Origin of the sequence: Spiroplasma monobiae MQ-1 (assembly GCF_002865545.1) — a bacterium.
In the GTDB taxonomy this organism is placed as follows: Bacteria; Bacillota_I; Bacilli_A; order Mycoplasmatales; family Mycoplasmataceae; genus Spiroplasma_A; species Spiroplasma_A monobiae.
Window position 1 is genome coordinate 635,958 of record NZ_CP025543.1, and the last position, 17,068, is coordinate 653,025.

A 17,068-nucleotide genomic window follows, 5' to 3' on the forward strand; every position below is an offset into this window, starting at 1 on the left:
AATTATTTCTCCTTTATATTTTTATTATCATACTATAATTATTGTTTGATAAATTGTTTTTAATTTCTAAATTTTTTAAAATACTATTGTTTTTTCCATTTTCATTTATTTTTTTAACTAATTGATTAAATTTTAAGTTTTTTTGCTTATTAATATCTTCAATACTTCTTGAGATTAACATTTTTGAATTTATGGGTTTAATATCTGAAATTATGTTCATTTGTCAATAATAATAATTATCAGAAAATATTCCCAAATTCATAGTGTCTATGAATTTTTGATTTAGACTATTGATATCAAATTTTAATTCATCTAGTTTTTTATTCTCTTCATTTACCTTAATTAAATTTTGCTCCATTTTTTTTCTTAATTTTTCCTGCTTATCATTATTTATTTTAAATTTTTTAGTAAGTTCCTTTTGTGTATTTAAAAGTTGAATGTAAGATTCTGCAATTGTTTTGTCATTAAGTTCTAATAAAGGTTTTATTTCTTCGTATTGAAAGCTTAACTTCTCATCAAATGTATCTGCTAGTTTTTTAGCTTGAAAACCAACACCAATAAAAACAAATATTGCCTCTAAAGCTTTTCCTACATACGGAATCTTACTAACACCTTCATCAACAAGTAACTGTATTCCCATGGTAAGTATTTCAGATTCTTTTTCACCTAAACCAGCATCTTCTAACAATTTTGTTATTCAATCATTACTTAAAGGATCGACATCCAGCATTTGTTTTCTTAAATTTTCCATGTTTTCTTTCATTTCTTGGAATTGTTCATATTCATCTGAACCCTCAGTTAAAAATACATCAACGTATGTTTGAATACCTCTTGCAGCATAATCCATATTGTTTTTAAAATTTATACTAAATGCAGTTCCATAAAATGGTATAAAAGCTAACCCTCAGTTTTTTGCATGTCATTCTGCAGAGTTGTAGTAAACATCGATATTAGTTCTACCATTACTATAAATTTCTTTAACATTTCCAGCTAATTGCAAAGTATAATCTAATAATTTAAATATACTATTTATTATTTCATTTTCTTTGGCTAAGCCTTTTAGTTTTTCATCAATTTCTGCATTTTCAACATTAATGTCATTAATGCTTTTTTGACTTGATTGTAATTCATAGTTTAAAGTTGTTATTTTTCTATCATAAATATCAAAGAATTTAATTGCTTCTTCTCTTTTTAGTTGTTCATATTCAATGAATAAGTTTTTAATTTCAGGATCTTCTGTTTTAGCTATAAAGTTAATACTTATTTCCTGACTTTTATTCATTAAATCTAAATAGAAATTAGATTGATTTGGTGTTTCCACTCGCTCTAATTGTTCTTTATAAATATTTAAAACTTGAGTTATTTTTGTACTAGTATTATAGAAAAATGTACTTGAATAGATTTCATCTAACATTATTGTAGATTGTAGTAATAAATTTTCTATAAATACTATGTCTTGATAACTTTGTGGATTTGATATTACTTTATCTAAAATTTTAGATGTTTCAATCATTTCATATGGAGTTTCAAATTTATCAATCGGATCAAATCTAGACGAATTATTTATAGAAACAATTGCACTAGATGTTGCTGTAATTCCTAAAGTTAAACTTCCTAACGATAATAATAATTTACGCATTATTTAAAATCCTCCTTGTGTTTTTCAATAAAACTATTTAGATTTTCTAACATTGCATTTTCATTTTTAATATTTTCAATTGATGTATTTTTTGTATTTCCATCAATTTTATTAATTATATTTTCGTATGTAAATCTTCTTTGTGTGACCATTTTTAAATAAACTTCAATTTGTGAATTGAAATATTTAATTGGATTTAAATTAATTGTTGCTTTTGTTTGACCCAAATTAATTATTTCTAGATATTCTGAATAATCTGAAAAGAAATTATTTCAAGTTTTTAAATTTTCGTCATAGTAATCATACTTACTACTTTCTAAAACTAATTCAGTTTCTCTAAAAATTTCCTCTTGTATTAAAAGTTCTTTTTGAGCTTCTTCTATTTCAGCAGCCACTCCACCTTCATCAACAATTAATTCATCTGGTATTTCAGAGTAGTTGTCTCTAATTTCTACAATTAGATCAATTGCTTTTTGAGAGTCCTTAGCAACAGATATAGTTTTATATCAATCTTTAACTTTATCTATAGTTGCAAAAGCAAGACCTCTAATTTGTCCGAAAATTGCATTTGATGGAGATAGAATATCAAGTATTTGGCTTGATAATGCGTCAGCCATTTCAATTGCTGTTTGAATTGCTTCATCAAATTTTGTTTCAACTTTTACACCATTTTTTTCAAATGATTCTTTAACTTCACTAGATAATCTTGGAATTTGGTTATTTACAAATTCAAAAAAGTTACTTGCACTTTTATGCAGCGAAGAAAAAAGAATATCATCTATTTTATAAATTTCCATTAATACATCAGAAACTATTCCGATAGTTTTTGCTAATTTCTCTTCTTCTGTATCTTCTGGAGTAACTTCCTCTTCCAATCTTTTAGCAACCTCTTCATCTGATAATACATAAAGATCATTTGGATCTATTTCTATAGGATTAAGCTCAGGATCTGAAGGATCTGAGTTTTGTCCTATTAAAATTCAATCTTCTACCATTTCATCTGGTTTTTGTTCTCTATTTTCTAATTTGCTTTGAATTAAATCAATGTAAAATTGTTCTCCAGGTAAGTATTTTTTAATAATTTGATCAAAGATAATTGTTTTTTTATTTAACATATTATTAAAGAATGCTTCAGGAGAAGCTAAAGTTGTATCAAAAAGATAAACAAATTGACTTTGTAATTCGGTTGCTCTATTTATCATATTGTCATAAATAGCAACTAATTCTTTTTGTCATTTTTGAGTATCTTCTCAAACACTTAATTTTGTCTTATATAAATCTATTTGGTTATTTAAAGATGCAATAGCAGCTGAAGCTCTTACATTTTTAATTTTATATTCTTGATACATTTCCAAGTCTTCAACCATCAGTTTAGAACTTGTTTGGTTATAGGCATAGAAAACTTTTGACAAAACTTCTTTTTCCTCAGAAACTTGTTTATCGTATAATTCTACAAGTTCATTTAAATCTTCACTATTCGACCATCCTTGAAAAGCCTTTTCAATAACATTTCTTTGCTCTTCTAGTTTATTTCTTTCATAGTCTCCCGAAGCAATTTTAGATAACTTGTTATAAAGCATATAAACTGTGTTCATATATTCATATAAATATTGTTCATCTATGATTTTGTAAATCATTTCGTCAACTTGACTATATAAATAATATCCATCAAAAAAACTTAAGTTTTCATTTTCTATTGCTTTTATCATTTCTTTTTGGTGATTTAATACACCAGAATTAATATCACTTTTTGAGTTAATATTATTAATAATCCCTAAAGTCGGTAATGTGCTTAACGAAACACCTGCCAACAATGCTAATAATATTTTCATTATTTAGTTTTACCTTTCTTCGACATTCTCATGTCTTAACAATATATTAACAAAAAAATCCAAAACTATAAAAATATTTTTATAGTTTTGGATTTAAATATTTAAAGCAACAGCTACAGAGTAGTTTTGTTCATGACTTATAGATAATTCTATATAACTAAAATCTTTATTTTCAACTACCGGTTTATCATTTTTATAACCAATATTGATTATGTTTGCAGCAAACTTTTCTTCTAAACACTTAATGATAGCTTCTTTTGCAGCTCATCTTCCAGCTGCAAATTGTATTTTTGCATCATCACTTTGTAAATTATTTAATAAAACCAGTTCTTTTTCATGTAAAAACTTTTTTAAAAAGCTTTCTTCTAAACTTATTCTTTTATTTTCTACAATATCAATTCCTATTTTAGCCATAATTAATTAAAGTATCCTTTCGCAAAATCAAAGTAATATTGAATTCAATAAGTATCATTATAATTGGCTTTTCATCACAATGGTTCATGATTTATTTGTGACTCATCCAATTCTCCAATTTTTAGTTCTCCAGAAGGCACTATTTCCATTCCGTTAACTAAATAAGTTGATGAATAAATAGAAGCTAGATAAGGCATTGTATCTAGATTACTTCTTGATGTTGCATTAACATAGTTAATGCTCTTAAAGAAGTTATAAGTAAGTTTAGGATCTCTTAAAACTTTTACAATATATCTTTGGGTTTTTTTACCTGCTTGAGTTCATTTGTTTTCAATTCTGTCAGCTATTTTTAAGAATGGATTTTTTTCTCTGTCATCTTCAGCTCATTTATAAAAGTTTATAAATTCTTTTTCATTTAATCATCCACCATGGATTTTTTCATCATTTTCATGTGTTGCAATATAATAATTGTCCAAAGCGTTTATTAATTCAGGACTTGTAACTGTAGTTTGCTCGCCAGGATTAACTCCATCAACAAATAACATTGTACCCATTAACATCATTTCAGAAAATAATCTGAAAATTGATTTAGAATCTTGAGGCATTATATCAATACATGCTGAAATAGGAAGTGAAAGTGGATTTGATGAAGAGTAACCTTCAGCAAGTAAATCTTCATAAATTACAAAAAAGTCTTTTAAATCAGAAATTTGTTTATTTGCTATTAATTGAGAAGCCATAACCATCATTGGATCTAATACATATTTTGAAAGACAAGCATTTGTATAAGTAAAACCAAAAACAGGAACAGATGGTAAAGGTGATGCTATTTTTCTTGATAAAGAGTATTTTTTATAAGCAGAACTGCCCAATCATTTTTCTCTTATCTCTTCTTCTGTCATATTCTCATCATCTTTTGAATAACTAATAAAACCTATTCTTTGATGTTCTGTTTGAAATAACGGGAAACTTGCCATAAAGCTAACTCCCATTGATAAGGTCATACCAATTGCAAGACCATTAAAAGCACCAATTAAAGTATCCACTTTTCCTATAACTCTCATTTTTTTCATTTTTCTTTTAAAAGATTTATATAAAAGCAAACCTATTAAGTTAACAATTATAAATACAAATCCACTAAAAAATAAATAAAGACCTAGAGCAGAAATGGTTTTTAAAACTTCATAACCAACTCCACCACCCTCTATTGGAAAACTTCCATTACCAGGCAATAATGAACTTATTGCTTGTGCTATTGAATCTCCCAAAAAAGAAAATACTTGGTCAACACCCAGAGAAACTCACAATTTCATAAAGAGTGGATTAATTGAATTTGTAAGTAAAGATGGTATGAACATTAAAAGAATAACTACAATTATTTGTAAAACCAATAAATAGAATGTTATAAAAAATCCCCTGGTCATACCTCAAACTGTACATCCAATAATAATAGCAAAAGCCATTATATCAAATAATCATCAAGGACCTATGTTTATCATCGGCTTTCACTCCATTCATTCTAAGAATAATTATACCAATATTATTATTTGAAACCAAAAGCATATTTTACTTTATAATTTATCTTGAAAGGTTCGATAGAAATGAATAGTTTAAGTTTTAAAAAAGTAGATGAAAATGAAATTAATAAAATTGTTGAAGATAATAAGAACTTTTTAACTACTTCAAAAAATCCATCAATTAAATACCTTTTTAGATTGCCAGAAGGCCTGGTTGTTAATATTTATAAGACAAATACAATACTACTTCAAGGAGAAAGTTGCTATGAATTTGCAAATAGATATGGATTAAAAGTAGTTCAAAAAGAAAGTATTTCAAAAAAAACAATAAAAAATATTGAATTGCCAAATATAGGATGTGATGAAGTTGGTGTTGGAGATTTTTTTGGTCCTCTAATAACATGTTGTGCTTTTGTTGATAAAGATTTTGAAATTAAATACCCTGAACTAATAAATAAAATAACAGATTCAAAAAAAATTAATGATTTAAAAATTATTACTTTATTTGAAGAATTGAAAGATAAAGTGATTTGAGAAGTGTATATATTAGAAAATTTTAAATATAATAAAGCATATGATATATATAAAAACACACACACTTTAAAGGCAATTTGTCATAACCAAGCTTTAAAAAGATTATTTAGAAATAATTCTGATTTAATAGGAAATAAAATAATAATGGATCAATTTGTAAATGAAAGAAGCTATTATAATTACTTAAAAGACCAAGAAACAGTTATTAATAAAATATACTTTGAAACAAAAGCTGAATCTAAATACATTTCTGTTGCTTGTGCAAGTATTATTGCTAGGTATCATTTCTTAAAAGAAATAGATCGTTTAGAGAAAGAGTATAGCGTTAATCTGCCTTTGGGTGCAAACAATAATGTTAAAGAAATTGTAAATAAATATAAATTAGAAAAATCTAATGAAATAGATAAGTTTACTAAGATGCATTTCAACAGTAAAATATAAAAAAATCCATTTTTCAATGGATTTTTTTTATTCTCAACGATGGACGCATTGAGAACTCAATGCATTAAAAAACTTTAATGCACGAAATACAGAGTGCTAGTAAACTAACACAATTTAATTATATTCTTAAAATATTTTTTTTGTAAAAAAAAAAAAAAAAAGTGAAAAAAAGTGGTAAAACTACTCAATTGTCACTTTAACTTCTCTTTTAAAAACTAATTCAACATTAGCTTCTTTAAGCATTTTTTTAGCAATTAAATTTTCAACACTTTGATCATACTTATCTGAAGAATAAGTTATTTTTTTTATTCCTGATTGAATAATACTTTTAGTGCATTCATTGCAAGGAAATAAATTAGTGTATATTTCACAACCCCTAACAGAATCTTTAGAAGAAAGAATGGCATTTAATTCAGCATGAACTATATAAGGATATTTGGTATTTTCAAATTCCCCTTCCCTATCTCAAGGATAGTTATCATCATCCAAACCTCTAGGCAAACCATTATAACCAGTTGAAACTACTTGCTTTAAATCGTTAATTATTACACAACCAACTTGAGTTGATGGATCTTTACTTCGCATAGCATTTAATTGAACCATTGCCAAAAAGTAAGTATCTCAATCAATATAATCATTTCTTTTTTTCATAAATTATCACCCTGTTATTATTGAACCATCTGGATTCATAAATCAGTCTAATCATCCGTTTCTAACAAATATTTTATTTACTTGATCGGCATTCATTCAACCCCTAATTTTATATTGATATAAAACATTTAAACTATACAAATCATGTGCAGGATAGTAATAATTTATTATAGAAGCAACTAAAGGGACAATAAATGCAAAAGATAATATAATTATTGGTAAAATAATCAACTTATCAATATTTTCTTTATTGTAAGTGGTTAATAAATATATACTTGAAGAAATTGCAGCAGATGCAATTATCATTATAAATAAATGACTTCCCCCCATAAATAATGGATAAACAACTAAACAAATTATAGGAAATACTAATCTATTTTTTGAAAACAATTGAATTGGTTCTCTTTTTTTGTCTCAAGTAGTTACACCCAAAACACCAACGACACTTGCCATAAATCCTAAAGGTCCTGCAAAAATTGCGCTTTGATCGGGAACCATTGCACTAACAAAAAAGCCAACCAAAGGATAAGTCAAGAAAATTGAGATGGCAAATTTAAATGAACCAACCAATCCCTCTGTATATCTTGACAGCTTAATTGTAGCTCCACTAATAAATAATATCTGAATTATAGCCATTAAAAAACCTTGTCCATTAACAGTAAATCCATAAGTGAATATTCTTCATCATTGACCACCATTAATAGTTAAATTTCTGTTTGTAGCTCCAAAAAATAAATCAATTATTGGACTTGCAGATCCACCAAATCACAAGAAACTTAAAACCAAAGTTATAATTGGCATTACAAAAAATATTGCCATTAACGTTATTGATATTGGACTGTTTCTATTCATTCTTTGAATAGCTTTTTTAAATTTCAAATTAGAAGATTTTGAAGGATCTTTTAAGATTTCAATCATTTCTTCATCTGAAATTGATTCTTCAAATTCTTCTTTTTCTTGTTCTTTTAAAGAATCTATTTTAGAAAAATAAGGTCTAATTTTTGTTTTAGCTTCTTCTAAAGTTGAAACACTTAAAGTTGTACCCTCAAAAGTTATATCGATTTCACTATCGCTTATTGCAATATTGAGCAATTCTACTTTTTCTCTTTTTTGTTCTTTTAAAGTTTGTTTTATTTCATCTAAGTTTTTATCGGTTGTAACAGGCGAACCCACCGTTAATCTAATAATTTTAAAATTAGCTTTTGGATTAACTAGGTAAGATACATAATCATTACTAAATTGCTCTAAAGCCTTATATTTTTCTACTTTCACAAAATAATGTACTAAACTTAATTTTAATTCATTAAAGTTTGCCATGTTTTACTCACCTATTCTTTAAACATATTGATTTTATCATTAAATTCTTTTGGTAATTCACTTATTAAGTCAATTTTTTCATTTGTAATTGGATGATTGAAAACTAATCTATAAGCATGTAGATATTGCCCAAATTCTTCTTCCATATCTTTTCTAAATGCATACAAAGGATCTCCAACAACTGGATGCTTTATGTATGCCATATGAACTCTAATTTGATGAGTTCTTCCAGTTTCAATAACACAACTTATTTTTGTATGATTTTCATAACGTTCTAAGACACTAAAGTTTGTAATAGCATGTTTTGAATTCACATCAGTTGTTGTCATTTTTTTACGATCACCTCTGTGGCGACCAATTGGCGCATTTATTTTACCAGCATTGGGTTCAACCACTCCATGAACAAGAGCTATATACTCTTTGTGTATTTCATTGTTTGCCAACATTTCTGTTAGTCTTTTATGTGCTTTGTCATTTTTAGCAACAATCATTAATCCTGTTGTCATTTTATCAAGTCTATGAACTATTCCTGGACGCAATACCCCTCCAATTGAAGATAAATCTTTTACCTTAAATAATAATCCATTTACAAGTGTTCCACTTGGGTTTCCAGCTGCAGGGTGAACTACAAGACCGTTTGGTTTATTAACAACTAATAAATCTTTATCTTGGTAAACTATTTCAAAATCAATATCTTCAGCAACTGCTTCTAATTCAGTTGGTTCTTTAATATTCATTTTAATAACATCTCCATTTAAAAGATTGTATTTAACTGTTACTGACTCTTCATTTACAAGTACATCATTAGATTCAATTAGTTTTTGAACATAACTTCTAGAAAAATCATATTCTTCTTTTAAGTAATCTGTTAAATATTTATCTAATCTTCCTGAGTCTTGTTCTAATTTAATTTCTAATTGTTCCATAATTTACCCCTTGTTTTTATATTCTTTTCACTCTTTTGAAAGTTCTTTGTTTTTCTTTAAATATTCAAAATATGTTATTTTATCTTCTTTTTTTAAACTTACAGAGTGATAGTAAGATTCAAAAAGAAGAGTCTTTCTGTTAACAATATCGCTATAAAATTCAAATTTTTCTTCATTCTTATTTTTCATAGTTGTTTCTATTATTATCAGAACAATATAGACTATGAAAATAATTAAAATTATTGCAACAGCAATTGAAACTCAAGCATCAGCTAAGTTGAAAATATAAGAATTTGAACCTAAAAAGTTAAATTCAAATTTGATAAAATCAACCACACCACCTTTGATTCCATCTTTAGTTTCAGGAGCTCAAGCTCTTGCAATTAGGTTTGCAACACTTCCCGATACCATTAAATTAATTGGTATCAATCAATATTTATTTTTCATAAAAATAAATATTGCAATAAGGAATAAAGTTACAATTGCAGCAATTGTAACAGCCAAACCCAAATTGTCTGCATTCATTCCATATGCTGCACCTGGATTTATTGTGTATTCAAAACCTATAAAACCAGGAATAAATGAAACTCCTGGACTCTCATCTAAAGTCATAGTAGATACAACTATTGCCTTGGTTATTCAATCAAATAACACTAAAATTAGTATAAGTGGTAAACATCATACTAATTTGTATTTTCAAATATAATTATATGTTTTTAAGTTTGACTTAATGTTAAATATAAAGTCTTTCATTTTTTCACACCTTAATTAATTACATCAAAACATCTTTGACAGATATCTTCTTTTAACTCATCAAAGATAGCTCAACATCTCTGACATTTTAACCCTTGTTTTAATTCTACACTAACATTTGCTACCTTAGATTTTATTTCTTCTTTTGGTTCTGAAAAGTTAATTGAGTTTACAATTAAGATCTGGTTTAAGTCTTCAAATTGTTTTATAAAATCAAATTCTTTTTTAACTTCTAAACTAACAACTGCTTCAAATCCTTTTTTAATGATTTTTTCATTTCTAGCTTTTTCTAAAGCTTCATTTACATCATCGCGTAAATCTAAAACTGCTTTTCATTTTGAGTTAAAATCTTCTGATTGTGCAAATTTTTGCTCTCTTAAATCTAATAAGTGAATTGATTCAACTTTTTCAATATTTTGAATATGTTGATATGCTTCTTCTACAGTATGAATTAAAACTGGTTTTAATACATCCAAAAGAACTCAAAGTTGTTCATACATAACTGTTTGAACTTGTCTTCTTCTAACTGAATTTTCAGCTTCAACATAAATAATATCTTTAATGAAGTCTAGGTAAAATGATGATAAATCATTTGCTACATAGTTATTTACTAATTTAAATCCACTATTAAATGAGTAATTTTCCATTGCATTAAAGTATTTTTCTTTAAATACAGTTAGATTATTTAAAGCAAATTTATCAACATCAGTTAATTGTTCTTGGTAATCTTTTTTAGGGTCAAAGTCAACTAGATTAGATAACATAAATCTAATTGTGTTTCTAATTTTTCTATATGATTCAGATACTTGTTTTAAAATTTCTTGACCAATTCTTTGATCATCGGTAAAGTCTGTCGAAAATACTCAAAGCCTTAAAATATCTGCTCCTAAATCATTTGCAATCTCCAAAGGATCGATTGTATTTCCAATTGATTTAGACATTTTTTTACCCTTTTCATCATTTGTCATTCCGTGAGTAATTAATTGTTTATAAGCAGGTTTCCCATCATATATAACAGAGTTAATCATTGATGAGTTAAATCAACCTCTATATTGATCATTTCCCTCTAGGTAAACATCAAATGGTCTTCGTAAGTTAAAGTTCTGTTCTATTGCTAAATTTGAACTTCCTGAGTCAAATCAAACATCAAGAATATCTGTTTCTTTAACTCAACCTAAACCTTTGAATTGTTCTGGTAAGAATTCATCTGCAGGTAATTCAAATCATGAATTAGTTCCTTTTTGAGCAATTACCTCAATAGCATAATCAACTATTTCTTTTGATATCTGAGGTTGTTTTTCCTTATCAAAGAAAGCAATAATCGGAACTCCTCAAAGTCTTTGACGAGATATGGTTCAATCGTTTCTATCTTTAATAATATTTCTTAATCTTTCTTTTGATCATTCAGGATTTGTTTTAACATTGTCAACAATTGCATTATCAATTTCTGTTTTTACATCAAAAAGTCCAACAAATCATTGGTGAGTTGCTCTATATATAACTGGCTTTTTAGTTCTTCAATCATGAGGATATGAGTGTTTTACAAATTTTAATTTTAATAATAAACCCTTTTCTTGTAAAGTCATACCAATTATTTTATTTGCATCTTCATAAAAGATGCCTTCTAATCTAGAATCTTTAACAGTTACATCAAATTTTCCTTGGTCATCAATTGGAGCAAAAGCTTTTAATCCATTATTTTTTACAATTTCAAAGTCATCTTCACCAAAACCACCAGCAATATGAACTAATCCAGTTCCAGCTTCACTAGTAACGTGATGTCCAATGACTGTAAATCCAGCTTTTTCTTCATATCAAGGGTGTTGATATTTAATATTTGTTAAGTCAGTGCCCTTAAATGTTTTAATAACATTTAAATTTTCTCATCCAATTTGTTCAGCAACACTTTCCATTAATTCTCTTGCAACAATGAATTGTCTTTCATCATTTTCTGGTTTAACAAGAACGTAATCCAACTCTTTTCCCAATGCAATTAGTTGGTTTGAAGGCATTGTTCATGGAGTTGTTGTTCAAATTACAAAACAAGTATTTTGTAATTCAGGGTTTTCCAAAACAGGACAAGCAACAAATATTGTTGGTGATTTAACTTCTGCATATTCAATTTCTGCTTCTGCAAGTGCAGATTCACTTGAAGGAGATCAATAAATTGGTTTTAAATCTCTGTATACTAAGTTTTTTTCAACCATTTTTGAAAATAATTTTAGTTCGCTCAATTCAAAATCATCTGTTAAAGTAATATATTTACAATCATAGTCAGTAAAAATTCCCAATCTTCTGAATTGTTCTGATTGATTTGCAACTTGTTGTAAAGCATATTCTTTACACAAGTTTCTAAAATCGACTGGACTCATTGCTTTTCTATCTACTCCAGTTTTTGTAATTGCTGTTTCAATTGGTAAACCGTGAGTATCTCACCCCATTATATATGGTGAATTAAACCCAGTTTGATTTTTTCATCTAACAATAAAATCCTTTAAGATTTTATTTAAAGCATGACCAACATGTATATTTCCATTTGCATACGGCGGACCATCATGAAGTACAAAAGTTGGTTTATTTTTGCTTAATTCAATTTTTTTCTTATAAATGTTTTTTTCTTTTCATTCCTTTTGAATATTTGGTTCCTTTGTTTTTAGATCAGCTTTCATATCAAAACTTGTCTGATTGATAAGCAATGTATCTTTATAATTCTTTTCCATAATTATTAATTCCTTTCAAAATAAAAACGCTCCTAAAAATAGGAGCGTTTTAACGCGGTACCATCCTAATTAAATAATCAAAAAATAAATGATTATTCATCTCTTTTAGAGTGTTAACGCTTTCTGTGCGAGGAGTTCTACTAAGTAGTAACTTTTCTTCTCCTATTTGAATAAGTGATAATTTAAATATACTTATGTTAATTCACACCAACCATTAACTCTCTGTGCAAAGCATTATTTAGATTTTGTCTTATTCATTAGTGGTGTTAGTAAATCACCGATTGTTTTTTGTATATTTTCTCCATAATTAAAATTAGTTGGATTTTTGGGATCACTTTGATTTGACATAATTTGGTCATGATTTATACCAAAATAGCTAAAACCAATTATGTTTTCCACAACACTGCCGCAATCTTGTAGCATTTTATTCAAAGCCACCTCTAAATTATTTGTTGTTTGGCCTGAAATTGTGCTTGATGGAGCAACACCAAACGCCCCTGAAGAAGAACCAAAAGTACTTGCAGCACCAATTCTAATTGGTTTATTTGCTAAACTTATAAATCTTGTATTTTTATTTCATTCTTCATCAAGAATTGCTCTTAAAGTTCCATAAAAATATGCAGGATGTTCAATAGTATCCCCAAAAGATTGTGTTGATCTTATTTTTTCGCCTTTTTCTATAGTTACTTTGCCTTGATCTCCTACACCTTCAATTGTGTATTTTTCAGGTGAATTTACAAAATTAACAGGTCTATTCATATTATATAAAAGTATAGTTATGTCATTATATCAACCATCCATAGACTCAATGAAAGGAATTACAGTTGGTTTATTAGAATTTAATGCGTCTTTAAATAGTCAAGGTATTTTTGAAGTAATTGATAAATGAAAATCTCTTCCATCTAATCAATATTCAACCATTATTTCCTTAATTGCTTGAGATAATGTTTCTTGACTTTCTCTATTATAGAGAGTTTTACCAGTAATGGCTAAATCCAATCCATCAAAACCAAATCCATCAATTATTTCATACAACTTATCTCTTAGTTCATCTTTTTGGTTTCACCTTCAAAGCATTCTATCTGCAGTTGCTCCTCCAAGTGATGTTATTATTTTTTCATTTGTTTCTCACTTATCAGTTGATGAATTTTCTCCTCACCTAGCTTCTCTTCTATTTGTCAAGAAAGTAGAATTTGGATAATCAAATTCCCAATCACCATGAGAACCTTGTGGCTCTGTTGTGAAATCCCCAATATTAAGTCCTTTAATATCGTATTCTCCACCATTTGTTTTTAGAGCTGAAATATTAATTATATCAAAAGGGTTTGATTTTGCATTTACAACTGAGCTTAGTTTGGGATCTTTATAACCCATACCAACTTTTTTATCATCACCATTTTCATCTTTTAAATTAATTTCAGTACCTCAATTTCATCAAGTTCCCATTAGATTTCTTTCTTTTTGTTGAATTGGATTCAATGCTTCTTTCACTTGTTCTTGTGTTGCTTCAAATCTAATTTCAACTTGACCTTTAAGGACTTTTGAACGTTGAGATGCCTTTAATGTAGCTTTATAAGATTCTATATTTTTTTCATTATTTTCTAAAGTATCCTCTTCAATTTTTGAAATTTTAACTATTGAGTTTTCATCAAACTTCATACTCGCAAGAGCTTCAATTTCTTTTCTTTTAGATGTTTTATTGTCTTTGTTTATATCATTAATTTCAGCTAATTTTTGAATTATTGTCTTTTGGTTTATAATACCTTCCATTTGACCTAAATCTCAATTAAAGTTTAAAGAATCTATATTTTTTGATTTTACAGTACAAGAAACAACGGTTGTGGTTGTTGAAGATATAACAAATGAAGCGGCAGCCAGTATTGTAAGTAACTTTTTCATATAAATTCTCCTTTTGTAGTAATTATACAACAAAAAAATAGTTAATTTTTATCAATAATTACCTATTTTTCTAAATTATTAATTACTTCATCTAAAAATAATTTCACTTGTTCGTCTTTATTGTTTAAAAAATGATCATTTTTATCAATAAACTCTTCTAAGTATTTAGTGAACTCTAAAGGATTTCTTTCAATATTTGTTAAAACATCTTCAATATCCTTTTTAAAATCATGTGCAAGAGCAACAGATTTAGAAATTATTATTTCAGCATTTTTTCTAGCAATTTCATAGACGCTTTTAGTTCTTTGCAAACCCGTTTTTGTATATTCTTCTTTTTTTCTAAAGTTTTCAAGCTCTTTTTCAAGTGATTCAATTTTTCTTTGCATTTCTAAGTTATCCATTTTAATAATCCTCTTTTTCTTATAAACACTATTTTCTTCTACGTTTGAAATCTAATTTATTAACTTTAATATCTAGAAATTCTGAATTCATCTCTGTTTCTTGTAAGTGTTTTCTTCTCAATTCTTTTAATTCTTCAATGCTTGAACAATTTTTTATATTATTTATGTAGTCTGTTGACATCTTAACAACAACACTCGTTCCATAGATATCAGTTTTTGCTTTTTTACCTTTAATTATTATAAATGTTATTAATAAAAATGATAGCAAGATAATAAGACTAAAAGTGACAATAAAAGGTATAGCCAAGTTTCCCCCAAGCCTGAAGTCAACTTGATAAACTTTATTTTCACCTATTCCTTCAAAAACAAGATTTGTTGCATTTACCCAACCAGCTTGCATTACATTTAACATATATCTTTGAGGTAAAAAATAAAGAACTATATTTAACCACTCAATTCTTGCAACAACTTCATAAGGAAATGCACATCCCAGTAAATTATATGAGAATATGTATATCAAATTTACATATATAGTTCCAACTTCTGTTTTTTTTACAAATAAAAATACAGTGTAACTTATCATTACACACAACATCCATAAGCAAATTGATCCAAATATAAACATCGCTCAATTAACATTTGAAAATAAAGCTCTTTGTTCCTCAAAAAAGATAACAGTTAAAAGCATTAAAATAATAGTAATAACAAAGTTAATTGTAAAATTAGCAGCAATAAGTGCTGAAGGCTTGATAAATGCATTTATACCTGTGTTATTAATCCTTCTTGTAAAACCAGTGTTTCTATTCATAGAAAGTGTTCTGTGAAATGTATGAATTCCATTTCTAACTATTAAAGTCCCTACCGCTGATGCAAATAAGAATGGATTATCGCCTTTAAAAAGCAATCATATAAATAAAGTGAATATAACTAGAAAAACACCCAAAAACATATTAAGGGGTGAATATATAAAAGCTTTTAAAGATAAAAGATAAAGATCTTTAAAAGTTTTTAAGTTATTATGCAATTTTATATTGTTATTGCTTTTTTTCATTATTTTTTCTTTCCTTTAAGTATTTTTTTCTTCCTTTTTATTTCTGTAGTTAGTTTTTTAATATCCATTACTTCATTTAACTCTTCAATTGAGTTCGCCTTTTTTATACTTGAAATAATAGCCATATGTTTCATACTGCTTGGATATTTTTGAAACTTTTTGTTTTCAAATTCAAATTTCTTTATAAATATATAAACTAAAATAATTATTAAAACCACAATTATTAAAATTGACATTAAATAAGGAATTCAAAAATGTCCTTTGTATCAAAAATCGTTTTCTGGCATTGTAACTCTACCAGATCAACCCGAAGCCATAATGTTTAGAAAATATCTTTGAGGTATAGCAAAACCAATAATCATTATAAATTTATTACCCTCTAAAAGAGTTCAAGGAATACCAAGACCCAAAAGAAACATTGGCAAGAAATAAAATAAGTTTGCTATAACAGATGCTCATTCAAATTTTTTAGTTGTAAAAACAATTATGAAAGCTATTAGATTTGAAGATATCGCAAGTAAAATGAAACCAATAATAAAAACTGGTCAATTTACATTTGATAAATAAGCTCTTTGTTGTGAAAATAGCATTCCGATAGAAAACATAAAAATAGCAACAATTATATTTACAATTTGATTAAATAAAATAATCGTTCCAAAAACAAATGTTTTAGAAATACTTGTAGAAAATAACTTTTCAAAAAATAATGTTTTTTTAAAATCAAAAGTAGTTTTCACAAGATTAAACAAACAATTTCTAATTACACTTATACCAATTGCACTAGCTAATATAAAATCATCTGGCACAATTTCTGCATTCCCTGTTCCTTCATTTTTAAATGCAAGTCATATAACTAAAGTAAGTGTTGTAATGATTCAACCAGAAAAAATTACATATGAATCTTTTTTATAATTTGATCATTGCATAGAAAAGATTAACTTAAAAGTACTTCAACTAGTTTTATTCATTACCT

14 protein-coding genes are annotated in these 17,068 nt (G+C 26.8%); 1 reads left to right on the forward strand and 13 read right to left on the reverse strand.

What is annotated here, in order from left to right; all coding sequences use genetic code 4:
- Positions 1-13: 13 nt before the first annotated feature.
- The 4 genes from SMONO_RS03005 to SMONO_RS03020 form a co-directional block, all read right to left on the reverse strand.
- Positions 14-1,639, reverse strand: a complete 1,626-nt coding sequence (locus tag SMONO_RS03005; RefSeq protein ID WP_101780877.1) for a hypothetical protein — start codon at positions 1,637-1,639, stop codon at positions 14-16.
- Positions 1,639-3,471, reverse strand: a complete 1,833-nt coding sequence (locus SMONO_RS03010) for a hypothetical protein (protein WP_101780878.1) — start codon at positions 3,469-3,471, stop codon at positions 1,639-1,641. The genes SMONO_RS03005 and SMONO_RS03010 overlap by 1 nt, the downstream gene beginning before the upstream one ends.
- 93 nt (positions 3,472-3,564) lie before the next feature.
- Positions 3,565-3,885, reverse strand: coding sequence for a holo-ACP synthase (locus tag SMONO_RS03015; RefSeq protein WP_245857233.1), 321 nt, complete (start codon positions 3,883-3,885; stop codon positions 3,565-3,567).
- Between the two features lie 2 nt (positions 3,886-3,887).
- Positions 3,888-5,384: a hypothetical protein gene (locus SMONO_RS03020; RefSeq protein WP_101780880.1), complete on the reverse strand. Its 1,497-nt coding sequence runs from the start codon at positions 5,382-5,384 to the stop codon at positions 3,888-3,890.
- Positions 5,385-5,486: 102 nt separating this feature from the next.
- Between SMONO_RS03020 and rnhC the strand changes: the two genes are divergently transcribed.
- On the forward strand, positions 5,487-6,377 hold the full coding sequence (gene rnhC, locus SMONO_RS03025; RefSeq protein WP_101780881.1) for a ribonuclease HIII: 891 nt from the start codon (positions 5,487-5,489) through the stop codon (positions 6,375-6,377).
- Positions 6,378-6,557: 180 nt separating this feature from the next.
- Here the strand turns inward: rnhC and SMONO_RS03030 are convergent, their stop codons facing one another.
- From SMONO_RS03030 to SMONO_RS03070, 9 genes are all read right to left on the reverse strand, one after another.
- Complete coding sequence (locus tag SMONO_RS03030; RefSeq protein ID WP_101780882.1) at positions 6,558-7,028, reverse strand: deoxycytidylate deaminase; 471 nt, start codon at positions 7,026-7,028, stop codon at positions 6,558-6,560.
- Positions 7,029-7,031: 3 nt separating this feature from the next.
- Positions 7,032-8,345 carry a hypothetical protein gene (locus tag SMONO_RS03035; protein ID WP_101780883.1) on the reverse strand — a complete coding sequence of 438 codons (1,314 nt, stop codon included), beginning with the start codon at positions 8,343-8,345 and terminating at the stop codon, positions 7,032-7,034.
- Between the two features lie 11 nt (positions 8,346-8,356).
- On the reverse strand, positions 8,357-9,271 hold the full coding sequence (locus SMONO_RS03040) for an RluA family pseudouridine synthase (RefSeq protein WP_101780884.1): 915 nt from the start codon (positions 9,269-9,271) through the stop codon (positions 8,357-8,359).
- A 3-nt stretch (positions 9,272-9,274) separates the two neighbouring features.
- Positions 9,275-10,024: a signal peptidase II gene (locus SMONO_RS03045; protein WP_101780885.1), complete on the reverse strand. Its 750-nt coding sequence runs from the start codon at positions 10,022-10,024 to the stop codon at positions 9,275-9,277.
- 11 nt (positions 10,025-10,035) lie between these two features.
- The gene (gene ileS, locus SMONO_RS03050) at positions 10,036-12,744 is read right to left on the reverse strand and encodes an isoleucine--tRNA ligase (RefSeq protein WP_101780886.1); all 2,709 of its coding nucleotides are present in this window, start codon (positions 12,742-12,744) and stop codon (positions 10,036-10,038) included.
- Positions 12,745-12,978: 234 nt separating this feature from the next.
- Positions 12,979-14,643 carry a glycoside hydrolase family 18 protein gene (locus SMONO_RS03055; protein WP_101780887.1) on the reverse strand — a complete coding sequence of 555 codons (1,665 nt, stop codon included), beginning with the start codon at positions 14,641-14,643 and terminating at the stop codon, positions 12,979-12,981.
- A gap of 62 nt (positions 14,644-14,705) precedes the next feature.
- Positions 14,706-15,044 carry a hypothetical protein gene (locus SMONO_RS03060; protein WP_101780888.1) on the reverse strand — a complete coding sequence of 113 codons (339 nt, stop codon included), beginning with the start codon at positions 15,042-15,044 and terminating at the stop codon, positions 14,706-14,708.
- Positions 15,045-15,072: 28 nt separating this feature from the next.
- Entirely contained in the window at positions 15,073-16,095 is a 1,023-nt protein-coding gene (locus SMONO_RS03065) for a hypothetical protein (RefSeq protein ID WP_101780889.1), read from the reverse strand.
- The gene (locus tag SMONO_RS03070) at positions 16,095-17,063 is read right to left on the reverse strand and encodes an ABC transporter permease (RefSeq protein WP_101780890.1); all 969 of its coding nucleotides are present in this window, start codon (positions 17,061-17,063) and stop codon (positions 16,095-16,097) included. Before SMONO_RS03070 ends, SMONO_RS03065 begins: the two co-directional genes overlap by 1 nt.
- Positions 17,064-17,068: the final 5 nt, after the last annotated feature.